General features: G+C 49.5%; 26 protein-coding genes. 9 read left to right on the plus strand and 17 right to left on the minus strand.

Features of this window, described 5'->3' with window-relative positions:
• Nucleotide 1: 1 nt before the first annotated feature.
• Nucleotides 2–514: a (2Fe-2S)-binding protein gene (locus F566_RS0114395; protein ID WP_020407704.1), complete on the minus strand. Its 513-nt coding sequence runs from the start codon at nucleotides 512–514 to the stop codon at nucleotides 2–4.
• Nucleotides 515–708: 194 nt separating this feature from the next.
• Nucleotides 709–2,037, minus strand: coding sequence for a sphingomyelin phosphodiesterase (locus F566_RS0114400; RefSeq protein ID WP_020407705.1), 1,329 nt, complete (start codon nucleotides 2,035–2,037; stop codon nucleotides 709–711).
• Nucleotides 2,038–2,238: 201 nt separating this feature from the next.
• Between F566_RS0114400 and F566_RS0114405 the strand changes: the two genes are divergently transcribed.
• Nucleotides 2,239–3,279: a DUF2804 domain-containing protein gene (locus F566_RS0114405; RefSeq protein WP_020407706.1), complete on the plus strand. Its 1,041-nt coding sequence runs from the start codon at nucleotides 2,239–2,241 to the stop codon at nucleotides 3,277–3,279.
• Nucleotides 3,280–3,360: 81 nt separating this feature from the next.
• Here the strand turns inward: F566_RS0114405 and F566_RS0114410 are convergent, their stop codons facing one another.
• The 6 genes from F566_RS0114410 to F566_RS0114435 form a co-directional block, all read right to left on the minus strand.
• On the minus strand, nucleotides 3,361–3,624 hold the full coding sequence (locus F566_RS0114410) for a hypothetical protein (protein WP_020407707.1): 264 nt from the start codon (nucleotides 3,622–3,624) through the stop codon (nucleotides 3,361–3,363).
• Between the two features lie 85 nt (nucleotides 3,625–3,709).
• Nucleotides 3,710–4,291 carry a DNA endonuclease SmrA gene (gene smrA / locus F566_RS0114415; protein ID WP_020407708.1) on the minus strand — a complete coding sequence of 194 codons (582 nt, stop codon included), beginning with the start codon at nucleotides 4,289–4,291 and terminating at the stop codon, nucleotides 3,710–3,712.
• Nucleotides 4,292–4,440: 149 nt separating this feature from the next.
• Nucleotides 4,441–6,225 (minus strand): sensor domain-containing diguanylate cyclase, encoded by a 1,785-nt coding sequence (locus tag F566_RS32960; protein WP_169334444.1) that lies wholly within the window; start codon nucleotides 6,223–6,225, stop codon nucleotides 4,441–4,443.
• Nucleotides 6,226–6,743: 518 nt separating this feature from the next.
• Entirely contained in the window at nucleotides 6,744–7,112 is a 369-nt protein-coding gene (locus tag F566_RS34890) for an Rrf2 family transcriptional regulator (protein ID WP_211210670.1), read from the minus strand.
• Between the two features lie 90 nt (nucleotides 7,113–7,202).
• The gene (locus tag F566_RS0114430; RefSeq protein ID WP_020407710.1) at nucleotides 7,203–8,165 is read right to left on the minus strand and encodes a 2Fe-2S iron-sulfur cluster-binding protein; all 963 of its coding nucleotides are present in this window, start codon (nucleotides 8,163–8,165) and stop codon (nucleotides 7,203–7,205) included.
• A 13-nt stretch (nucleotides 8,166–8,178) separates the two neighbouring features.
• On the minus strand, nucleotides 8,179–8,535 hold the full coding sequence (locus F566_RS0114435) for a group I truncated hemoglobin (protein ID WP_020407711.1): 357 nt from the start codon (nucleotides 8,533–8,535) through the stop codon (nucleotides 8,179–8,181).
• Between the two features lie 530 nt (nucleotides 8,536–9,065).
• On the opposite strand from F566_RS0114435, the gene F566_RS0114440 reads away from it, so the two are divergent.
• The gene (locus tag F566_RS0114440) at nucleotides 9,066–9,752 is read left to right on the plus strand and encodes a M48 family metallopeptidase (RefSeq protein WP_020407712.1); all 687 of its coding nucleotides are present in this window, start codon (nucleotides 9,066–9,068) and stop codon (nucleotides 9,750–9,752) included.
• Nucleotides 9,753–9,881: 129 nt separating this feature from the next.
• Here F566_RS0114440 and F566_RS0114445 read toward each other — a convergent pair whose 3' ends face one another.
• Nucleotides 9,882–10,817, minus strand: a complete 936-nt coding sequence (locus tag F566_RS0114445) for a hypothetical protein (protein WP_020407713.1) — start codon at nucleotides 10,815–10,817, stop codon at nucleotides 9,882–9,884.
• Nucleotides 10,818–10,909: 92 nt separating this feature from the next.
• Here F566_RS0114445 and F566_RS35490 point away from each other — a divergent pair, with 92 nt between their 5' ends.
• Complete coding sequence (locus F566_RS35490; RefSeq protein WP_157496795.1) at nucleotides 10,910–11,272, plus strand: PilZ domain-containing protein; 363 nt, start codon at nucleotides 10,910–10,912, stop codon at nucleotides 11,270–11,272.
• Between the two features lie 9 nt (nucleotides 11,273–11,281).
• Here the strand turns inward: F566_RS35490 and F566_RS0114455 are convergent, their stop codons facing one another.
• Complete coding sequence (locus F566_RS0114455) at nucleotides 11,282–11,665, minus strand: VOC family protein (RefSeq protein ID WP_020407715.1); 384 nt, start codon at nucleotides 11,663–11,665, stop codon at nucleotides 11,282–11,284.
• A gap of 238 nt (nucleotides 11,666–11,903) precedes the next feature.
• On the opposite strand from F566_RS0114455, the gene F566_RS0114460 reads away from it, so the two are divergent.
• Complete coding sequence (locus tag F566_RS0114460) at nucleotides 11,904–13,877, plus strand: putative nucleotidyltransferase substrate binding domain-containing protein (protein ID WP_020407716.1); 1,974 nt, start codon at nucleotides 11,904–11,906, stop codon at nucleotides 13,875–13,877.
• A gap of 84 nt (nucleotides 13,878–13,961) precedes the next feature.
• Nucleotides 13,962–14,615: a 3'-5' exonuclease gene (locus F566_RS0114465; RefSeq protein ID WP_020407717.1), complete on the plus strand. Its 654-nt coding sequence runs from the start codon at nucleotides 13,962–13,964 to the stop codon at nucleotides 14,613–14,615.
• 112 nt (nucleotides 14,616–14,727) lie between these two features.
• On the opposite strand, the gene F566_RS0114470 is transcribed toward F566_RS0114465, so the two are convergent.
• The 3 genes from F566_RS0114470 to F566_RS0114480 form a co-directional block, all read right to left on the minus strand.
• Nucleotides 14,728–15,921, minus strand: a complete 1,194-nt coding sequence (locus F566_RS0114470; protein ID WP_020407718.1) for an iron-containing alcohol dehydrogenase — start codon at nucleotides 15,919–15,921, stop codon at nucleotides 14,728–14,730.
• Complete coding sequence (locus F566_RS0114475) at nucleotides 15,918–16,469, minus strand: hypothetical protein (RefSeq protein WP_020407719.1); 552 nt, start codon at nucleotides 16,467–16,469, stop codon at nucleotides 15,918–15,920. The genes F566_RS0114470 and F566_RS0114475 overlap by 4 nt, the downstream gene beginning before the upstream one ends.
• Before the next feature lie 236 nt (nucleotides 16,470–16,705).
• Entirely contained in the window at nucleotides 16,706–17,500 is a 795-nt protein-coding gene (locus F566_RS0114480; RefSeq protein ID WP_083921090.1) for a helix-turn-helix domain-containing protein, read from the minus strand.
• Between the two features lie 193 nt (nucleotides 17,501–17,693).
• Between F566_RS0114480 and F566_RS0114485 the strand changes: the two genes are divergently transcribed.
• Nucleotides 17,694–18,146, plus strand: a complete 453-nt coding sequence (locus F566_RS0114485) for a hypothetical protein (protein WP_020407721.1) — start codon at nucleotides 17,694–17,696, stop codon at nucleotides 18,144–18,146.
• 327 nt (nucleotides 18,147–18,473) lie between these two features.
• On the opposite strand, the gene F566_RS0114490 is transcribed toward F566_RS0114485, so the two are convergent.
• The 3 genes from F566_RS0114490 to F566_RS0114500 form a co-directional block, all read right to left on the minus strand.
• Nucleotides 18,474–19,505, minus strand: a complete 1,032-nt coding sequence (locus F566_RS0114490) for a WG repeat-containing protein (protein WP_020407722.1) — start codon at nucleotides 19,503–19,505, stop codon at nucleotides 18,474–18,476.
• Nucleotides 19,498–20,205 carry an alanyl-tRNA editing protein gene (locus F566_RS0114495; protein WP_020407723.1) on the minus strand — a complete coding sequence of 236 codons (708 nt, stop codon included), beginning with the start codon at nucleotides 20,203–20,205 and terminating at the stop codon, nucleotides 19,498–19,500. Before F566_RS0114495 ends, F566_RS0114490 begins: the two co-directional genes overlap by 8 nt.
• Nucleotides 20,206–20,299: 94 nt before the next feature.
• Nucleotides 20,300–20,623 (minus strand): DUF2288 domain-containing protein, encoded by a 324-nt coding sequence (locus tag F566_RS0114500; protein WP_020407724.1) that lies wholly within the window; start codon nucleotides 20,621–20,623, stop codon nucleotides 20,300–20,302.
• A gap of 165 nt (nucleotides 20,624–20,788) precedes the next feature.
• On the opposite strand from F566_RS0114500, the gene F566_RS0114505 reads away from it, so the two are divergent.
• Together F566_RS0114505 and F566_RS0114510 are read left to right on the plus strand one after the other, a co-directional pair.
• Nucleotides 20,789–21,199 carry a hypothetical protein gene (locus F566_RS0114505; protein WP_020407725.1) on the plus strand — a complete coding sequence of 137 codons (411 nt, stop codon included), beginning with the start codon at nucleotides 20,789–20,791 and terminating at the stop codon, nucleotides 21,197–21,199.
• A 304-nt stretch (nucleotides 21,200–21,503) separates the two neighbouring features.
• Entirely contained in the window at nucleotides 21,504–21,785 is a 282-nt protein-coding gene (locus tag F566_RS0114510) for a hypothetical protein (RefSeq protein WP_020407726.1), read from the plus strand.
• A gap of 32 nt (nucleotides 21,786–21,817) precedes the next feature.
• Here the strand turns inward: F566_RS0114510 and F566_RS0114515 are convergent, their stop codons facing one another.
• Nucleotides 21,818–22,312, minus strand: a complete 495-nt coding sequence (locus tag F566_RS0114515) for a hypothetical protein (protein WP_020407727.1) — start codon at nucleotides 22,310–22,312, stop codon at nucleotides 21,818–21,820.
• Between the two features lie 196 nt (nucleotides 22,313–22,508).
• Here F566_RS0114515 and F566_RS32975 point away from each other — a divergent pair.
• A partial coding sequence (locus F566_RS32975) for a transposase (RefSeq protein ID WP_033416312.1) occupies nucleotides 22,509–22,681 on the plus strand: 173 nt, incomplete at its 3' end.

Raw genomic sequence — 22,681 nt, forward strand, 5'->3', positions numbered from 1 at the left:
CCTACCCTCGTGGCTCTTTTGGCTGATACATTTCTGGCTGAAGCATCTGAACACTGGAAGCCTGGAGATTTCCGGCAGCCTTTTTGATCGCTTTCTTAATTCTGGGGTAGGTACCACAACGACAAATATTGCCAGACATGGCATTCACGATATCACTGTCTGTAGGATTGGGGTTTTGAGCCAGCAAGGCACTGGCCGACATTAGCTGTCCGGACTGACAGTAGCCACACTGAGGAACGTTAAGGTCCTGCCAGGCCTGTTGCAGAGGATGAGGGTTGTCTTCGCTGCCAATGCCTTCGATAGTGGTAATTTCCATCCCTTCCACCGTACTCACTGGAGTAATGCAGGAACGAATCGCCACGCCGTTCTGATGCACGGTACAGGCACCGCATAACCCCATACCACAACCGAATTTGGTGCCCGTTAATTTGAGCTCTTCTCTAATCACCCATAGCAAAGGGGTTTCCGGCGCTACCTGTACTTCTCTTGCGGCACCGTTAATTATTATTTTCATATCTGATCCTCAGCATATCCCAGTCGGAGACGGCTTGATGAAGTATCGCCTCATACTAACTGACCACCGGTCACCTGTCTAGCAATCAGATGACCGGCACAATTTCCGGGTGCTATGTGCTAGCAGAGAGGTATTTCAGGTGCCTGGCTCAAGATATGGGCACTAGAAAATCCTGTATTCCAGTGCCCTTGGGGTTAATCGACAACAGGGTACGCTGAGACCGGGAAAACAAACTCAGACTCTACCGGGAAGTGATCTGACAGATCCCAACTTCCCCAGTGATCAGAAGTCACCAATCGGGGAACCCGCAGCCTGTTATAGCTGTATACCGGTGCGAGATGTTGATTGGAGTAAAGCACATAATCCAGATACTCGTTATAAACATCATCTGCATACACATTTACCGGACCGGCGTAACTGAATGCGTATTCACTCTGGGCAGCAGGTTCTGTAGCATCGAGAATCGACAACATATCTTCTCTTTCCGCCGGAAAATTAATTTTGTCGACATTAAAATCTCCCGCCAGAAGAACAGGTTCATGGGCCGGAATATTCTTGCTGTCCACAAACTGTTTCATCTGCTCCAACTGATTCATCCTGACAGCGACGTCCTCACTGGAAGTGTAAGCGTGGGTGTGAGTTCCGAATAAATGGTAGATCTGCCCACCTTTGTTGATCTTCGCGTAATTAACACCTTTGGAGGCGAAGCAACCGTCGTTGCGGCATGCATCATATACCTGATTATCCTCAATCAGGATCGGCCAGCGACTGGCAATAAATGATCCGCCGGTCAGTATTTTGCCAATTTTGAACGGAATCTCAGTCAGGTAAGGGTATTCTTCCTGCAGGCGCCCCCGGAATTCTGCCGTCAGTATCGGATCAAATACTTCCTGAAACACAATGGCATCATAGCCAGTCATCAGATCCGTGATGCCATGTAAGCGGTCATGGGTGTTTTTGGCAACCAGGCCAGGCAACAATGCCCAGGTGTTATAGGTCAGTACCTTGAAGTTGTTGGTAACCGGTTCACGCTGGGTATAGTCCCAGTTATTGTTAATGACGTAATAGATGTCATCCCCGGAGGCTCTGGCAACCTGGGAGCGGAATGCCAGCGTCGATGACTTGCCTTCAAAATCCATTGGAATATTGTGAATATCCCGGTCGTAATACCAGGGATCAGACTCTGCGGTTAACCACATTTTCGAGAAGTTCCAGGTCCCTTCCAGTTTCTGCCTGAGCACCAGATTACCGGTAGGTCCGCTGACCTTGGAATCAAAATAATAGGTTCTTCCCCACTTGATACCTTCATCCCGGTTAAAACGTAAAAACCTGACGGTCGCCAGTGGGGGTACCTCATATGCCAACTGTTCCCATTCATTGCCCTCCACCACATTATCATGTCCACTTTGAGCGACATCGATGGTGAGCGTGTCCATTGTACTGTTGGTCAGGTAAATATAGGACTCAGCCTGTACCTTCCCTACCAGCAGCACCGATAGCATAAACACAGCAAAAATTTTCATTCAGTTCTCCTGAGGTATTAATTATTGTTGTTAACAGAAGAAATGTAACAGAATGTAATTGCGCAATTACGGAATAAGATCACAAATTGAACACCGTTCACTTAACGGCATTCAGATTTGTGGATAGTCTCCGTATCATCACGTGAATTGACGCTTTGGAATTGATTTGTCGATACTCAAGAACCAGGACAGCTCTGAAAAATGACCTCAGCCCACCCCATAGACTCGCTCCGCCCTGCTCCCCTGATTTTCGACGGTAATCCGCGAACCGGACGACTGGAACACCCAGTAAGTGAAATCAACTACATGGATTTCAATTTCTGTAACGCCATGGATAAGCCTTACCCCCTGTGGCGACGAAAAATGAGGTTCAACCAGTTTCATTTCTATGGACTGACCGCACCTGATCTTTTTATCGGCCTGGCCATCGTAGATTTGAAATGGGCGTCCAACGCCTTTTTATATGTATTTGATGCAACGACTGGAGAGTTTCAGGAATACAATTTTATTGCACCATTGGGTCTGAAGACTCACATTGGTTTGACACCGGAAAGCAACGACTCCCGCTTCAACAATTCTCAGGCCTCATTTGAATTCACCAGTAATGACCGGGGACACCAGTTGAAAGTCAGCATCGGACAAACGCTGGAGCTTGACGCCAGGCTCAACTTTCCCTCCCCACATCAGCCTCTGCGGCTGTGTTGCCCTGCCGGATACAACGGCTGGGTCTTTACGCAAAAGTCCGCAGGCCTTGAGGTGACAGGCACACTAAAACAGAAAGGCAAAAGCATTGATCTTCAGGAAAGGGGATGCTGGGGGTCTTCGGATTACTCCTGTGGTTTTATGCGCAGAGAAACGGTTTGGAAGTGGACCTGTATCAATGGCCAGGACCAGGAAGGCAACCCCCTTGGGTTAAACCTCGCCAATGGCGTCAATGAAACAGGAATGACTGAAAATACGCTATGGTACCAGGGGCAAACGATCGCCCTTCCTCCAGTACAATATCGTTTTAGCAGAACTGACACGAACAGTGCCTGGGGAGTCACATCAGAAGACGGCGCCGTCGATTTACACTTTATTCCATCAGGCAAGCGCACCAGCAAAGAGAACTTTCTGATGATCGCTTCCAACTTTCGACAGTTTTTCGGTCATTATTCAGGAAGGCTGAGACTACCTTCCGGCGAAGAGCTGGAAATAAAACACCAGCCTGGCTTCGCCGAAGACCACTATGCAAGATGGTGATACGAAGGTGCCGCGTGACAGACATTCAACGCGGATAGCCAGCCACCCCAACCTGGCATTTACAGGCAATTAAAAGGGCACTTATTTGTCTGTCTTGTCTGTCTTTTTTGCCTCGTTCGTCGGGTTATTTGCACCATCCACTGGCGGAATGACATCAGTGCCATCACTCCGTCGCCAGATCACTTTCGGCGGGGTTGCCTGAACCTGGCCGTTGGTATTCCAGATTTCCTTGGGCTCATTGCGATCCGGAGTATCTTTCCATATCTCCGGCCCCTGATAGCTGCCATCAGCGGCACACCCGGCCAGCATCATTATTGAGATTGTGGCAAACAGAAGTCTCTTCATTTCTTTCGTATCCTGAGATTAGTGGTTACTATGTCCAACCTTCCTGATGTTTAATCGTCATCCTTAATTGCGTACTTTTCAGGTACTAACGCAAGCCGAAGCGCTCACGGTTGTTTTGCTTTTCTTCATCACTCTTGCGAAGAAGGATATAAACAGCACCCGTTCCGCCATGTTGTTTCTGTGCGCTATGAAAAGCCAGCACTTCTTCAAACTCCGGCAGCCATTTGTTGACATAGGTCTTGATAATGGCTTCCTGCTGCTTGTTACGATCCCCTTTCCCGTGGAGGACCATCACTGTGCGCAATCCATACTTCAAGCAGTCTTTGATAAACTGAAACACCTCACGTCGGGCTTCATCCACCGTCTTTCTGTGCAGATCAAGGCGGGCTTCAATCTGGTACTGGCCAAGTCTCAGCTTGCGATATACGCCATGCTGAACACCGTCCTTTTTATATTCCAGAATATCATTGCTCTTGAGCAACTCGATGTGGTCATCGGTCGCCAGAAAATTCAAATCCAATAATTTATGTCGAACTGCCGCCTGACGCCGGGCTAACTGCCCTGGGGTTTCTTCGCGGTTCTTTTTGATATCCGCCTGATTACTGGGAGCCAGAGGCTTCACATCCGACATTTCGGAAGCAAAACTATCTTCGGGTTTATCGGGCACGGGTCACCTCACTACATTCCCCGGTATTTTAGCGAACCCGTTATCGAAAATCAGCGATAAGGCACTTAAAATTCAGTAATTCACCCCGACCGGGGCCGAGTTGGAATGCGGTAATGCTCAATAAATGGACACATTGGCAGTGCCTTTTATCACAGACTCAATGAATACTCATCAAGGCTGACCAATGACACTTGGTTTCGCCCTCTCTGCTTGGCTTTATACAACGCTTTATCGGCACAGCCCAGTAGACGCTCCACCGGCTCTCCCGGTCCCGGTGTTCCAAATCCGATACCAACGCTGATCGTCAATCTAATGGAGACCCCTTCTGCATCGACCGGTTGGTCAGCGACCGCCTGACGAAGACGTTCCCCCACCCGAAGCGCTCCTTCTTCCTCAGTATCAGCCAATATAATGGCGAATTCCTCCCCTCCATAGCGGGCAATACAGTCGGAAGGGCGCTTAATCTGGTTTTCAAGAATACGGGCCAGAGCTTTCAGGCATTCATCTCCCGCCAGATGGCCATAAGTGTCGTTAATATTCTTGAAATGGTCAGCGTCCAGCAGAATCAATACCAATGGCTCCCGGTTTCGTTTGGCTCTGGCCCATTCGACAGCAACCGTCTCGTCAAAGTGGCGCCTGTTGCGCACCTGCGTTAAACCATCGATAGTACTCAGCATTTTCAGTTTGGTATTGGCTGTGGAAAGTTCCTCCAGTGCATCCTGAAGCTCCAGCGTGCGTGCTCTGACATTCTCCTCCAGCCTCTGATTCGCCGAGTTCTGAATTTCCAGTGCCCGCTCCTGCACCTCCCGCAACTTGATTTCATTGGCCAACGCCTCTCCCTGAGCAACCAACCGCTTCCGTCGTTCTTCATTCATCCGGTCAGCCACTGCAAATGACAAAAGAATCACTTCAATAGCCGCACCCAGCTCAGGACCGTATTCCACCAGCGTGGTTCTCGGCCATAACCCCAACTTGGCCATCAGAGAAACAAACATACCAATTAGGAAGATGGTCCAGGCAAAGGTATAGAACTTTCCGGACTTCAAACCACGTCGCCAACTATCCAGCCCAAACATGAACATCACCACACAGCCAATAGCGGCAGTGATAATCGCCATGACCACACTGATTGCGTATGGAATGGAAAAACTCAGTAATGTCTGGACAACTCCGCAACAGAGGATGAGATAGAACCCACTGCGAACCAGCCAACCCCCATATCTGAGCAACAGGAAATGCCAGGCGAACATCGCCCCCATGACCACTGCCATCCCCGCAAAGAACATCAGGCTGCGCTCGTTCCAATAGGGAGATTCCTGCCACAGGAACTGGTAGCTGTATCCCCTTAAAGCCAGTTGTGTCATGGCCAGACAAGAGACATAGGCCGCATAAAAGAAAAAAACCGGGTCACGACTGCTGATAAACAACATCAGATTATACAAAGCGATGGTCATCATGATCGCCGCGAAAAATGTGTGCAGGGTCAACTGTGTCTGATTGCTCTTCTCGTGTGACGCTCTGTCCCATATATTGAGAGGAACCTGTAGTGAGCCATCCGTCTGGACCCGAAACAGAATTCTTATTTTTCGGTCGGCTTCTATCGAAACAGGAAACAGAAAGTTGCGGTTGTATACCGGCCTTTCAGTAAAAAAGTAGTGATCACCGGTCACATAACTCTGCCTGATCACGTTTCCGTCAACGACATAGAAGTCGATCCTGTCCAGTAAGGCATACTCAATTTCAATCAACAGGGATTGGTCACGCGGGCTGGAGAGCTCAAAAGTAAACCAGAAAGGTTGGGAATTAACGCCAAAATTTGGTGTGGTCGCTCCTACACGGGTCCAGGGTCTTGCCTTCAAATTCGCCAGCGCATCCTCCGCCGACTGATGTTCGTCCAGTTGATCTGTATAAAACCAGTTGGTTCCGGGAGACATCGGAAACTGTCCCCCTGCAACATCAACAGGGGCTGCCCGCAGGTTTATCGAGGTTGTACATAGTATTAGCAATACATACAGGAAAAGCCGTCTGGCACACACCCTAGGATACATCTTCATGACTTCCGGAATTTTTCCCTGGGCATTCAAGCCCTTTCCCAGTTTCAGAAATGACCGATCAAAACCGATCTTCGACCAATAGACCATACAGCCTAGACTATAAGGATCATATATCTAGCCATAATCGTATAGATAATCTGAGATAGAAGACGATAGAGTACTGAAGTGACAGCGTATGTCTGCCTAATATGACACACTTTTACGTTAATGCTTGAATTACGCTAACAAGAGTCATGGTCCGTTACAGCACAGATCCCGATAAATGACAGAGCCCGCCAGATAGGGAAAAAGTTAGTCATAGAAAGAGATAGGCAGCAATGAACTACTGCCGATTATCGTGAATCAATGAATATGATGAGCCAACGATTGATTCATTATTCGTCAGGAGACTGACAAGATCAGCGCATCCTCAGGAGAGACACAGACCTCGGCCAGACAGACCAGGTCAAGTTCTCTGACAAAGGCCTGGCTGGCCTTTCCAAGCAGTCCGCGGAGTCTACGGCCGTCAGGCACGGCTCCATATCCCTGATAACCTCTCCAACCGTAATTTGCTCCGGTGACCTGGCCAGAGCTACCCCACCCTGCTTTCCACGGGTAGAAACAAGATACCCCAATTGAGGCAGTTTCTGACTGACCTTATTGAGGTGGTGCAGATTCATTTCAAAGGTTTCAGCCAACTGACTCAGAGCGACCTTCTTATTGGCCGGTTGGCTGGCAAGATAGATCAGCGTCCGTAATGCGTAATCGGTAAATCTGGTGAGTTGCATGTTATTCCGTATTCAAACAATCCGGCACTTGACGGAAATTGAGAGCTTCCCGGTCAGGACAACGTTAGTGTTATTGATGTCAACAGAATGTCACACGTTAAGAGGTGATTCAAAAGCATCAGCAACAATCGCACTCATTGAAGCCCCCTGCAGAAAGCATTTCTTTTGCAGCTTGCGAACGGTTTCCGGGGTACCGCAAAGAAACACCCGCCAATCCTTGAGGTCTTCATGCTGCGAACTGACAACGTCCACCACATCTCCTTCCAACATTCCTATCTCGGGCTGTCTGCGCACCACCGGTCGAAAATGTAATTGTGGAAATGCATGGGCCAGCTCCTTCAGCTCCCTGACCAGATACAGACCTTCGGGATCGCCGGCAGCGGCATACAAATAAATGGGAAATGTATGCCCAATGTCCAGCGCCTCTTTCAATACGCCGTATATCGGACTTAAACCGGTTCCAGTAGCTACCAGCAGTAATGGATGGAATCGGCATTCCGGCGTATAGAAACATTGGCCACGAGGTTGACTGATCAGACACTCCTGACCAGGCATCAGCCTGTTGTCCAGCCAATCACTGATCACCCCACCAGCACGCTTTCGGACATGAAGTTCCAAAAAACCGTCACGTTCCGGATGGCTGGCAATGGAAAAACTCCTGCCTTCTGTATCATTACGCCAAAGCGTTGTGTACTGTCCCGGAAACCACGCCACGTCGGAGGTGAACCGAACTCTCAGAATATCTCTGCCAAGAGGTACTTTATCCACCAACGTGGCTTTCACGCGGGATGCTTCCTTTGGGACACTCAGGCGCAATGAGGATGTCGGATAACACTGGCATGCCAGGAGCAGTTTCTGGGCTTTCTGCCTCGACGAAAGAGGGGACTGGGCTTGTGCAGGAATTTCTCCCTCATCGGCACGTAACAGACAGGCATGGCACAAGCCGGAGCGGCAACTGCTTGGAATCGATTGTCCTGCCTTCTCAAGCGCGTCCAGCAGGCTTTGACCATCAGGTACAACGATATCAACTTCTGCGAATCTGACTTGTGCCATTCGTGACTCCCTGTTAACGATTCAGCACGTCATTACGGACACTCTCTGCAATGCCGGCAATTTGTGCAATGTCCTCATCCTCTACCCCCAGTTCCTTTAGAGTGGCACCAAGGTTTTCAATGACCGCATCCACATGGATATCATTCAGCCCTTTGAGGTTTTTGTGGGCATCACGCATATCTTTACCTGAATAATGATTCGGCCCACCAAATACCATGGTCAAAAATGCTTTCTGCTTTTGCGCCTGTGCTGCCATGTCCACACCGTCGAAGTACTCGCTAATGCGATCATCTGCCAGAACCTTGCGATAGAAAATGTCCACAGCAGCATCAACAGCGGAAGCTCCGCCCAGCTTTTCATATAAACTCATCCCGATCTCTCCAGTATTCACAGTTATCTGTTATTCAGTAAAAAAAGATTCCGGTTGCCGAATCGGAACCCGACAGTTGTTGCATTTTATTTACCAGTTTGCATTTTCAGTTTTAGCAGATATTGGGCCAGCTACAACTTTCTTATCCAATTCAAATAGTTAACAGAGCGTCATGTTTAATGGGATAAAACGGGCCATCCTCTCCGCACCAACATCGTCCGGATACGGAAATGACTGTGGTCGGCGCGCACCAACTTGGTTAACTGAAAACCTCTAAAGCGTTTGCCCAAAAGAATTGCTTCAGTACATCCGCTTGGGAAACAATGAAACATCGACTCACCCTAGCTTTTCAGCCCCTTTCTCCGATAACATCTGACGAGTTCCTGCCTTTATCCCCAAAACCGAAACGTTCGGACACTTAATCAAAAACGTTCAGAGCTGTTTGTTAGTTCATTCAGGACCATTCCCACCATGCTGGGAATGGGAGGCAAGGTCGGTGTTCAGTATTCTGATTGAAATATGAGTGATTCATGGTCCAATACGAAATTATTCGATCAGCGAAGAGAAAAACGGTGGTTATCGAAGTCCACCGCGATCAAAGTGTGAAGGTCAGGGCTCCCCTGAGATTCAGTGAAAGAGAAATAGACAAACTGGTCAGGCAAAAGAGCCAATGGATCAGTGACCAGCAACTCAGGCAGGCCAGTCTGCCGCAGAGAGAAACGCCACCCGGTTTTGAAGACGGCAGTGTTCACTACTTTCTTGGCGAGGAGTTTACACTGCGCTGGACGCCGGGATTGTTCCGCACCTCTTTACTGGATCGGGAGCTTTGTATTCCCTTTCCCGATAGAAAGTCAGAAGCCCAGGCTGAAAGATCCGTTAAGGAATGGTATCGCCGACAAGCTAACAAACTGTTTTCCGAAAGGATCAATTTCTGGATGCAGCACATGGAGGACTGGGGGGTCTCAAGACCAGAGCTGAAACTGCGGTTTATGAAGCGTTACTGGGGCAGTTGCAGCAGCAAAGGCATTGTGACTCTGAACGTTCACCTGCTCAAAGTTCCAATGCATCTGCTCGACTATGTAGTGACACACGAACTGAGCCACCTGAAGGAAATGAATCACAGTGCAAAATTCTACGCCTGGCAGGCAATGCTGGTCCCTGACTGGAAGCAACGTCGGGAAGAATTGAAGTCTTGGGAATGCCGGGTGCTGGTATAGACACAACGTCCTGATGAACCTGGCCCGGTAATGAGGGGAAGGAGGTATCCGACTCTGATGTATCCAGGCAGTGAACCCCAGACCAGAAAAAGCCGGACAGAACTGTCCGGCCTCAAAATCTTTCTACGTTTATTCGTACAAATATTTCATCGTTTTCCGTGAAGTCTGTTCCACCGGAACCACTCCCTGACCACGGATATTCGCCACCATACGAACAAAGCGGTTTTGCTCTTCCCAGTAGGGAAGCAGAGTTTCAGGGTCCAGCAGGATCTCGGTTTTACCCTCTATCATGGCTTCAACCTCTTCGGCTCCATTGTCTTCATCGTCGCGAAGACCTTCCGTCATTTTGTGGGCTTTCTCCATAATGGCTTCAGCGGCGGCTTCGAGGTCTCCGCTGTATTCCTGCTCAATACGAAAACAGGCTTTACCATCACAATCTTCCCAACCGACAAATCGGGTCGTCGTCTCAAATTCAACGACATCACCTGTGGGTAGCTGAAATGGAGACACTTTGGACTCTTCTGAACCAATCTTAATCGTTTTACCGGCCAGTCCACCAAAACGACCATTCCACTCAGTCATTTCCTTGCTTTTCAGCCGTTCCGGGGTAATGGCCCGGGAAATTTTATTCAGTACGTTATCCGGAATCTGTCCCCGTAATTCATCAATGATGCCTTCATATCCAACCACATCCTGAATTTTACCTTCACCATTGATTTTGTATTCCAAAGAGCGACGTAACGTGGCACTGATCAGAGGATTGGCAACCTTCTGGCCGTTTCGGAATAAATTGAGATCTGTTACTTCATGGTGTTCAGACCAACCTGATGCAGTTTTATCAACATTGATCGATTTCCTGAGCCTCATTTCTTCGGTCAGGCTGCGGCTCTGCCCGGGCGCTTTCACCTCTTTTTTCTGAACAGTATCCAGTTTGACCTCATATTCCAGGCCATCAGGCGGGTTGTACTTGAAGGTCACCGAGTCTTCGGCCTGCGTAACAGAGGAGAAAAGAACACTGACGGTCAGCGTAGTGAGGATTGAATGCCTGGAGAATTGGGAAAACATGGCAGTTCCTTAGAAAATTATCGATGCATTTCGCCACAAGATTGCCGGCCAAGATTACTAAAACCCTACAAAACTCACCAGCAAATCAAGGTATGGTAACTAAACTTGATACTGTATTCATTTCTGACATTTCCATTATGACGCAAGACAAGAGAAGTAGTCCGAGAATCAAAGCCTCATTTCAGGTGGAACTCACCCACCCTGACCTGGGCACGATCAAAACCAAAACCCGTGATATCTCGGAGAACGGCGCTTTTGTCATTGTGAACGAGGAAAATACTCCGGAACTCCACATGCGGGTCAGTATCAGGGTACTCGGATTGCCGGGAGAACCAGGAGCACCAGTGGAAAGTGAAGTGGTCAGAATTGAGCACGAAGGTGTGGGCGTCAAATTTATTCAGGATGATGACGGCGAACTGGAAGAGCAGGACGCTGACGACGAATTCCTGCTCTAAAATATTGACTTACGGGTTAGCCTCACCAGACTTCTCTTCTTTCTTTTTGTCCTTTTTCGGCTTCAGCTTTTTGGGTTTGTAACCGGTCTCGGGCCAGGCAGCTTCGATTTCCGCCGCCTGTTGCTTGGCAGTGAACTCTTCCCACAGAATACCGTTACAGTCTTTGTCACAGGTGAACTGAGGTACATCATCGACTTCCCAACCAATATGGCGTAACTTCCCAGCTTCTCCAGAGGAAGCCTTACGGATTGACAGATTAAGTTCCTTGGTCCGCCACAAAGCATACTGACCATCTACGACAACATCAGCCTCCTGGCCCATCCGTTCATTGTAGTCCTGTACGGAGCTGTTGACGTCCTGAACAGCGATCGCCAGATGGAAAATACGGCTCATAATTGTGCTAACCCTATGTATGTTTTATGAATCACTTGTAACAATGTCAGCCTGGGCCTGTTCTGTCCCGACTGATCAGGGCCACAAGACTAGGCGTTGAGTCCGATAAAAACAATAGGTCATATATCTTATCTACGCCCAATTTGTTATATCTGCAACGATATTGGTCTGACTACAACCAAAGGTGAATAGGATTCAACCGTCTCCAGAGCAAAAATGGATAAAAAAGAGTCAGGCAATGATAGATAAAAAAAACACATCCGGCGACCCGGTGGCACATACTACCGCTCCCTCATCTACAGATCCCGACAAAGTTGACTCTGTTCCACGAAATATTCGCGCCCTGATCGATAGTCTGAGACAGTCCCCCCCATTTAATCAAATGGATGACAGGGATCTGATTACACTCCTGGAAAAATCCACAGTCGAATACTTTCCAGCAGAGACCATTATTCTGTCGCCTGACGACGGAGTCCCGTCACGTTTTTATATCGTCAAGAAAGGCTATATCGTCGGCGAACGTGTGACTTCCAAAAATGGAGACGTCCATCCTACCTTTGATATTGGTCCGGGTGCCTGCTTTCCCATAGCCGCACTATTGGGTGAGCGCCCTACCAGAACCGTCCATAAAGCGATGGAAGACACATTCTGTATAACCTGTGACAAGGCGCACTTTACACAGATAGTTTCTACAAGCCGCGTATTCAGAGAGTTCTGCCTGAGGGGAATCAGTGGCTTGCTGGAACAGGTCAACCGCAATGTGCAAACTCAGGCCCAGTCTCATCTGGGGGATGAATATTCTCTGGAAACCCCACTGAAAGACTATCTGCATCGCGAGGTTATCTCCTGCCCACCGAACACCAGCGTGCGGCAGGCCGTCAAAACCATGGATGACCGGGGAATAGGCTCCATGGTCATTATCAACCCTGACAGAAAACCGCTGGGAATTTTCACCTTGCGGGATTTACGACATCTGGTGGCAAACCCGAAGGCAGACCTCGATGCCCCTATTTCCGAGGTGATGAACAAAGACCCGGTATTTCTCCCCTCTTCAGCCACAGCCTTTGATGCCGCCCTAGTCATGGCCAAACATCATTTCGCCCATGTTCTCATCGCCGATGACAAACGATTAAAAGGGGTTGTTTCCGAGCGGGATCTATTCTCGCTGCAGAGAGTTAACCTGGTCCATGTTGCACGCACACTGGCCAACGCCCCCAGTGTTGAAAGCCTGGCTGAAATGCAGGCAGACGTGGCGCGATTGATCCAAACCATGATTGCTCATGGTGCCAGTGCGGAGCAGATCAACCGAATACTGTCCCTGCTGAACGATTACACCACCAGACAGGTGATCCGTCTGGCCGCGAAAAAGATTCCCCATCCTGATGTGCCTTTTGCCTGGCTAACCTTTGGCAGCGCAGGAAGACGGGAGCAAACGCTACTTACAGACCAGGATAACGGCCTGATTTTTCAGGTTGACGATCCAGCTCAGGCAGACGATATCAGGCAGCGTTTTCTGCCACTTGCCCGCCACATCAATGAGGACCTGGATCGCTGTGGATTCACTCTGTGCAAAGGCAATATCATGGCGGGAAATCCCAAACTCTGTCTGAGCACAACCGAGTGGAATCAATGGTTTAACCAGTTCATCGATTCTGCAACGCCACAGAATGTACTCAACTCCTGTATTTTCTTTGACCTGAGAACACAATGGGGACCGGAAGAACTGGCTGACAACATGTTTGAAGGTGTCAGACAACGCATCCAGCAAAACTCCATTTTTCAGAAGATGCTGGCCGGTGCCGCATTGGAGAATCGTCCCCCTCTGGGAATATTCAAAGGTTTTGTCACCAGAAAAGAAAACGGCAGGGAGGGGGTGGATCTTAAAACCCAGGGGCTGACGCCGTTTGTGGATGCGGCCCGGGTATTATGTCTGGCACACGGATTAACCCCTACCAACACACTGCACAGACTTCGCGAACTGGTCCAGACAAATGTGGTGGAGGAAAAAGACGCAGGCGCGTGGGAAGAAGCCTACAGTTTCATTCAATTACTCAGACTGAGACAGCATTTGGGCCAGAAAAAGGAAGGGAACGAACTCTCCAATCTGGTAGACCCTGACGAACTCAACCACCTGGACGAGCGAATCCTCAAGGAAGCATTTCGACAGGCACAGAGACTACAGAGGAAACTCGCATGGAACTTTCAGCTTTAATCCGCCAGAAAACTGACAAATATGACGTCCTATAATCCCTTTCAGGCGCTTTACTCAGGACTAAATCATTCGAGAAGGAGTCCCATGAACGATATCACCAGCAAATGGTCTCCCCCTGCCTCCACTGAACGCCTGGACCAGACTCGATGGGTGGTGGTGGATGTGGAAACCACCGGACTGAATATCCGCAAAGATCGGGTCATCGCCATTGGGGCTGTTGAGATCGCTCAATTGAAGATCAACCTTATGCAGTCATTCGAGCGTGTTTTTGACCCAGGCGTCGACATGGATCATGAGAACGTTCTGATACACGGCCTGTCGCCCCAGGAACTGCAACAAGGTACGACCCCGCAAGAGGGACTCAGAGAATTTCTTGAGTATGCTTCCGGAGCACCTTTATTGGCATTCCATGCACGATTCGACAAGCATATGCTGGAAAAAGAGAGCAAAAAATGGCTGGGAGCCAGTGCCAGACTTCCATGTTACGATGTCGCAGATTTCTGCCAGGCCTTCTTCCCCGACCTCAGCAGGCAGCTGAAGGGACTTGATGCCTGGCTTGAGCACTTCGGACTTGAAGTTGCCGAACGTCATCACGCCACCTGTGACGCCATGGCCACGGCAGAACTTGCGCTCATCTGCTTGCAGAAAGCCATGGCCGAAGGCATCGAAACCTGGGGACAACTGATGGACAGAGTCAATGCCTCCATCAAGCTCCACCAGAGCCGTCACATGCTGTAGAAGCTGACTGTCCACAGCTCCTCTCCCCCCATCAAAACGTAAAAAACCTCCCAAGGGAGGTTTTAAAGTAACTATCTTGAACGGATTATCACCGTCTCAGGCAACGTGAAGCCTAATTCCAGGCTTGATTAAGAACGCTCAGGACTTCGTCGAAGTCTGCCTCAGCCGGATTGAACATAATAGATCCGTCATCCAACGCCATATCCGCGATTCGCGGTAACTGATCCCGACCGACTTTGCCGGTCTCTTCCAGCGTCCGGGGAAGCTTGCAGCGATCGTATAGCTCCTCGCGCAAATCACGTATGGTGGCAATCGCTTTTTCTGCCCTTTGCCCTTCTGGGGTTGCGGCGTATACCTCGGCGCCTGCCAACGGCAACAATAACTCCGCCAAAGCCTCCCGGCTTTCCCCTTTTGACAGGTTGTATTCGAGTACGTAAGGCAGGAACAGGCTCATACACATCCCGTGAGGCAGATGGCAAATTGCGCCGGTCGCATGGCCAAGGGAATGAACCAGCCCCACCATGCTGTTGGAGAAAGCAATCCCCGCCATGGTGGACGCCTGAGCAAGCTCCAGCCGCCCTTCTACATCTTTAGGGTTATCCATGACTTTCAATAGGTTATCACTGATCTTGCGGATCGCACCCGTGGCATAGGCATCACTCAGCGGATTCTTGGCCAGACAGGTAAAGGCCTCTGTGGCATGGGTCAGTGCATCCATAGCCGTTGCAGCCGTGATATGCGGCGGCAGGGTTAACGTCATTCTGGGATCAATCACCGCCGCATTGGGCAGTAAAAAAGGCGACCCGAAAGGCAACTTCACGCCTTTTGTCTTATCCGCCACAATAGCAACGGCGGTCACTTCAGATCCTGTGCCAGCCGTGGTCGGCACCACAAAAAATGGCTTAAGAGGACGTTTGAGAACCCCTGCACCGGCATATTTGGCGATATCGGTTCCACCTTCAGACACCAGGACATTCACGCCTTTACTGGTATCAATCACTGAGCCACCACCAACGGCAATGATAGAGTCGGCACCACTGCTGCGATACAACTCTGCAATTTCCCGAACAACATCTGTTGAAGAGTCTGGCGGCACATCATCATAGACGGCCACCATTGTAACGCCACTTTCTTCACATGCCCCCGTGACATGATCTGTCAGACCCGCGCCACGAACGCCCTTATCTGTGATCAGAAGCGGCTTTGACGCCCCCAGAGCACTCAATTCAAAAGGAATGTGTTCCAGTGCCGCTTCGCCTGCAATCACCTTGACGGGACAAAAGAATTCATAAAAACCCTTGCTCATGCGAATTTCACCTGTTGTGAGATAAGGTTAGTTGCCACACGCAGATAGATCCGGGCACCGTGAATCACTTTTTCCGGCAGGGGGATATCCGGGTACTCCTTCACGGCCAGCTGCGCCACCAGTTTCGGGAGAATAAACGCCTCGAGACGGTTCAGTGCCCTGGTCATTCGTATGGCATAGGAAATGTCTCCGTCTACGAGCATCCGGTCATTGGCAAAGGCCTTGGCCGTACTCTCCTGAAAAGACAGTATCCGGAATGCATGCTCCAGATGCTTGATATAGATCGTCAGGTCAGGTTTTTCCTCAGGTAGTTCAGAAAGAAATGCCAGAGAGTTGTCAGCGTTTTTGCGTAAAGCAAATCCCGGCCCTTCAGGCAGCACCTGCATGGAAAAGACGAATCCCACGGGAAACACACTGGTGATTTTCCGGATTTCCTCATCCTGCTCGGAAATCGACTGTAACGCTCTTCCAACCACTTGCATCATGGTCGTGACATAGAGGCGTTTGGACTGGCTCATGGCCTGTAACTTGATTTGCTGTAACGACATAACGGCCCCGGCACCTGCTCAGTTCTGATGGAGACACATGTTTTATTGGTCTTCTCACCGCTTTCACGGTGGCATCCATTGCGGCCCGCTCCTCCGTCATCAAGCTGCCTTAGTCCAGCTTGCCATTCGGCGGCAAATTCAGATCAGCATCTGATTCAGGCTAATAACTGAGCGCTCATCGCAATTAGAGTTTTTACTCTATTGTCAAAAATCAACCGAGTCAAGTGTCACGGAATTCATTGCGCGCAGTGTCGAATCCAGTAGTCTCGGGTTGGCTCATCGGCAGGAAAGAAATGCTCTATACGGATACTTTGGGCGGTCACATCCAACGGTGTCCCGATTGTCGCAATAGTGGAAAACATATTCAGACGGGCTTCTCCCAGCTTCAGGGTAAAGGCCACCACCGGCTTATCAAGATTCTCCACCCGATGGTGTTTCCAGTCAGGCGGAATCCCCGGCAGCGCAAGAGCCTGGTTCAGCAACTCATTTTCCCGATCCCGGTATGGACCAGCCAGATGCTCCTGATGGATTCTCTGCAACATATGACAGGCCACCTGCTCCCAGTTTTCAACAAACGGCTTCAGTCCTTCCTCGTCCAGAAACGCCAACAGAATATTGGGACGCTCACCAATTTTCCCGCCAAGTGCAACCATCTGCTGAATCAGAAAAAACTGGGCCGCATTGCCATTGATCAGATTGTACGCCTGATCAAATACCATGGCCGGATAGGGCATATGAGACAGCAGCATATGGTCCAGGGCTTCTTTGACCATTTTCATTTCCGGCGCATTGAGGTCCTGATGGCTGAAGACCTGACTGAACCCAGCCGCAGACAACAAACGGTTGGTTCCGGCCAGATCTGCGCCCAGAACCTGTGCCAGGTGCAACACCATATGCTGGCTGGGCATCGAACGACCAGTTTCCAGAAAACTGATATGTTTGGAAGACACATCGGATTCCAGTGCGAAGTCCAGTTGACTGAAACGCTGGGCGATTCGCATCTCCCTTAACAAAGTTCCAAATGCGCTCACTAAAACAATCTCCTCAAACCTGTGTGATCTACCATTTGACGCTCATGATAGGTTTTGTCTAACGCATCATACTTCGAAACACCGTAGGCTTCGCCATTACCTGACAGGTAATTGCCCACTATACCCCTGTTCGGTTTTGATGATAGTCAGGCAGTCATCCTAGAGAAAACAACCACCTGTAGAGGGCAACTCAATGCAACAGATTGAACAATTAATCGGAGTAAACAAAACCGCCAGCTCGAACAAAACGTCAAACAAACTAGCGAAAGTTTTGATGTTTGACGGCACTTTATCTCTGATTCTCGCGCTGGATTTGATCGTGTTTTCAGATCTGGTGGCAGAATTGATGGGGACAGTTAGCGCAGAAATATATTTCGCAGTGGGAATCGCTTTGTTGCTATGGGCGGTCGACTTATTTGCGATGGGGCTTCATAAGGGGTTACGCAAGCGCTTTGCGCGTATGACCATCTGGATTGACTGGGCCTGGGTTGCAGCCACGGCGTTGGTCATCACAGTGTTCCCGGAAGTTTGGTCAGGATCCGGTATCGCAGTGCTGATAATTATCGGACTTGCCGTTGTCGGCATTGCAGTGATGAAGACCCGTACTATGAGTGTTGCGGATAAGGATCATCAGACAGTCGCCTGACCTTTCTGCGACTTGAATGCCTACTATCACCAGCCCAGCGCAGACAATCCAGTTCACAGTGGAAAATGGATATTGCAGGCTTTAGCATGGTACAGACGAAAAAAAAGCACAGTGTCCATACTGTGCTTTTCGGTGTCAGGACGCTTCCTTTGTGCCAATTCCTATGGCCCTCAAGTCTTCCATGCCGCTTCCCTGCATCGTATCCTTACGTTGTTTCGCTGTCCTTACGGTAAGAAATATTAGACCTTATCATTAACCAGTAAAAGACTACTTGTCTGTATTCCCTGTAGGACATTTCTTACGCAACACAGAGATCGGCTAACCTGCTTATTGCACCGGTTCCGACTTGGCGCAGGGTAGCCTTCCAGCCATCCCCACCGGATCAATACAATAATGATGGCAGGGAGAGAATCCCCGTGAGGAAGTATCTTTCGTACAGGGAACCGACAATGGCGCCTGACCGTTCACCACTTGTCCCAGACGGTGAGCTCCGCCCTCAAAAAACACAATACCGGCACCATTGGTATCAACGACTGACCACAACTCCGGACGACTCTGATATTTGACACTGGCCATACCGTCAGAGAACTCTGTCACCTGATAGAACTGCGGCTGAATCGCCCACTCGGCATACCGGTTGATATATCCCCACTTTCCATCCAGCACAGCAGGTGCCAGCCCATCAACGAAACGGCCTTTGACTTCAATCTGACGGGGGACCATTGCCAGCCGCAATCCCTGATCATTGATAATCCAGGATCGTTCTTCCGGCTCTTCAACATCAAGCAGGACATATGCAAGTCCCTCACTAAAATCGGAGGCTTCTGTGAATTGCGGTGTCAGCAGAAGGCGCTCTCTGTCCATACTGAAATACCCCCACAGACCCTGATACTTGACGGCGACAATCGAGAACCCTTCCTGATGGCGAATTTCGTCATATACCAGAGGAACAACAATTTCCCCTTTCCTGTCGATTAGACCGCACCCGAGCCTGTCATCCCGTCCCACAGAACAAACAGTGGCATGGGAGCCGATAAACTCAGCTTCACAACGGTCAAACCAGCGAGCACCAACAGCACGGCCATCAAGCCAGTTATAGCGACATTTGGACCCCGCACGGTAGAGGACAGCGTAGGGTTCCACGACCTCTTCTTCTGAACAGGCATCAACCCCCTCCGTCAAACATTGCAGGCTGCCGATATCAATAACATAAGGCTCAACGTCTTCCGCTTTGGCGGTACCGGCAACAATTACCAGCGCCATAAGCAGCAGGACTCCAACGCCAGAAAGTTTGCATAGTAATGGCGTGGCCCATCCTCGCAAGGTTGCGGCAAATGCCTTTATGGCTATATCAGACACTGAGCAACTCCAGGATTATACGTCGGTTACCTTTGCCCTTGTTCTCGATCTTGGTCACACGTACCTCTCCAATTTCACCAGTATTGGCAGCATGAGTCCCACCACAGGGCTGTAGATCCACAGATTCCACATTGATCAACCTTACTTTTCCAGTTCCACGGGGTGGCTGAACCGACAACGTTCTGACCAGCTCCGGCTGAGCATCGAGTTCTTCATCGGTAATCCAGCGCTTTGACACAGGATACTGCTTCTGAATCAGCCCATTGAGCTGTTCAGTCAGGTGTTCTTTTTCCGGGGGCTCCGGCAGGTCAAAGTCCAGACGTCCCTTATTGGCAGAAATATTGCCGCCAGTGACCGGGGCGTCAATCAGAGAACACAAAAGGTGCAGACAGGTATGAACCCGCATATGGACATGTCGTCTATCCCAGTCCAGGGACATGGAAACCATATCGCCAACCTTAAGACCTTCAGTTGATTCCAGAAAATGAATATGCTGCCCACTTTCTCTGTCTTTTCTGGTGTCCGTTACTCGCCATTGCTGACCATTACGGCCTTCCAGGTAACCAGTATCTCCCGGCTGCCCTCCCCCAAGGGGATAAAAGATCGTCTGATCCAATTCCACACCCTGCTCCGTCACCGCCACAACAGTGGCTTCTCCCTGACGGAGATAGCTGTCTTCTCTGAACAACTCCTGGGTCATATTCTCTCCTGTTTTTATCATTTTTGGTGATCGACGTAGTCCATCCAGCAGGATTCACATGCCCTGCTTTTCCTTGCTTCTCAGTAATGCTTCACTACTGCGCCAGCTCCTTATCCTGTACCAGCACCCAGGGGGCGACAACAACCGCCCAAACCTCTCGCTGATCTTCATGCCACTTTGTCGCAGTTTCAGGTGCCACTGGCCCCACCATTTTCCGGCTCATCCATTGTTTCACCTTCTCACTGTCATCCTTACTGACAGCCAACGCCGCCTCAATCAGATCAAGACTGGCGTCCACCTCAACCACCTGCCCTTTGGCATAGAACACTTCCAGATCACGCCAACTAATGCGGGAGGTTTCTCCAACCAACTTGGCCTTACGCTCGTCATCCTCATTTGCAAAGTTTTCGGTCGTCACAGTTATACTAATCTCTTTCTACAATGGCTTGACGCGGATTCAGCCAGAACAACAATTTCTACTGGCAGAGAAACATCCGCAACCGTTTTTCATTTTCTATTGAGTTGACGCATTATCAGAAATCAGGTCAAGGATATCCACCCACCTGAACCAAAGCAGCCGGAAATGGCTACAATTTATTCGAGTATCGACAAACTTCCATCATTCCATTCAGAATTTCAGGTATCTCTCGGAATTTGCCTTGATTTTGACTATCCTGAAAAGAAACCTTCGCCCTTTACAAGACTAATCGAAAAGAACATGCAGGAATCTGGCTTTCTCAACATTGTGTTACCTATTCTCATCGTCCTGACGGTGGTCATCGGCACCTATATGGGTCTTCATAAGGTCGTCGAACTGGGCATGATTAAATTTGGCAGCCTGAAACCCCTTTCCAAAACCACACTGGATGACGTCCGAGAGTTACGGGACACTGGACAGGTTTACTGGGCGCTGCGCCGCTTTAGACAAATCAAAAAGAAAGCTGGGCAGAACCTCAATTTCAGAGAAGGCATGGACCAACTGCAGAAGCTCTGACTCCGCCTGACGAGCCCCTATTCAACAAACTAACCACATCAAAACCCGTCGCATCCATAGTTTCTATAGACAATCGTTAAATGGATAAACAGCGACAACCGATTGCCAGTTGACGCTGTACGTCACTTTTTTTCCTGTTTTTTACACTGTGTTTCCCTCCACAATTAAGTTTCTCCCGTATCCTCTTGAAATTAATAGAATTTTAAATATGGCATGAGTTCTGCTTTATTTCTGGTAACAGTTGGATCTTTAGGCCGCTGAGGACGTCAGTCGGCGAGAACTTAGGAACGGGAGTACCATCGGCATGCATCAAAATTCGAAGGTCGTCGATTTTCTGCAATTCAAGTCCGATAAAGGTTTAGAGGCTTTGGATCGTTTAACCGGATTGACCTGGGACCGCATGCCCAAATCATTGGTCAATCGTTATAGCGAGGTCAATGAAACCGTAAAAAAGTCTGGAGCAGTTTCCGCTGAGGGAGCGATGTCCCTCGCAGAAAATGATTCAATTACTGCCGTTTCTGAAGCTACCGTTTCCGGAGCTACCATTTCCAAAACTAGCATTTCCAGAGCAGGTGCCGGTAAGTAATTGAGAAGATGAGCAGTGAAAAATCAGTTTTATCAGGCGGTACGCTGGCTGGAAGCGCTACCCGCTTCTTCCCGGACCTTCTGAACATATAATTCTTCAACTGAATAAAGTTCACCATCACGTGCACCACTGCAGCAGGCACGCATATACTCAATTTCACCTTTAACTTCGATAGTGGCACAGCCTGACAGCATCGTGGAGGAGCCAGCGTTCAATTTGGCTTCGTCCAGCATCACCGCAAACTCATCCCGTTCATCCCGATATACCAGCCAGAACGAAATAGGCTGGGACGGCGAGTTGACGAAACGAATCCAGGCTGCAGCATTGAAGGTCTCTTTGACGATCGGCTTCCGCCGGTTGTCCGGCTTGGCGTCCTTCTTGGGCCCCATCCGTAGTTTCTTAATAAACGACAATCGGGAAGCGGAATTCGCAGGATTGTCACATTTGGGTGCGTCACAGAACTCTGAGCGAGGAACTTCCGCCAGAACTTTCAGTTTCAACAACTTGGAGGGAATAATGTCCGTCATATACGACTCCGAACAAACACATGTGGGCTTTTTCTGTCCGTGCGGTTGATGACTACGTCAGCTAATTATAGCTAACAATTCGTCACTTGTTTCCTTAATTTTCGCAGGAACATCAGCGGTTTATTGATACCTGACGTGGCCTAATAGAACAGACCAACCCAGTTAAGGATAATACCCCTAACTGGAGATGAAGAAATTGACCACACGAAAGAAGTACTCAAAAGAATTTAAATTGGATGCCATCAGCCTGGTTCTGGATCAAGGCTACAGTCAAACCGATGCTGCTCGAAGCCTTGGGATTACCCCCAATATGCTGGGCCGCTGGATAAGGGAACATCGCAGAGATGACGGCCAGGCTTTTCGAGGCAA

It is taken from the genome of Hahella ganghwensis DSM 17046, from assembly GCF_000376785.1.
GTDB lineage: Bacteria > Pseudomonadota > Gammaproteobacteria > Pseudomonadales > Oleiphilaceae > Hahella > Hahella ganghwensis.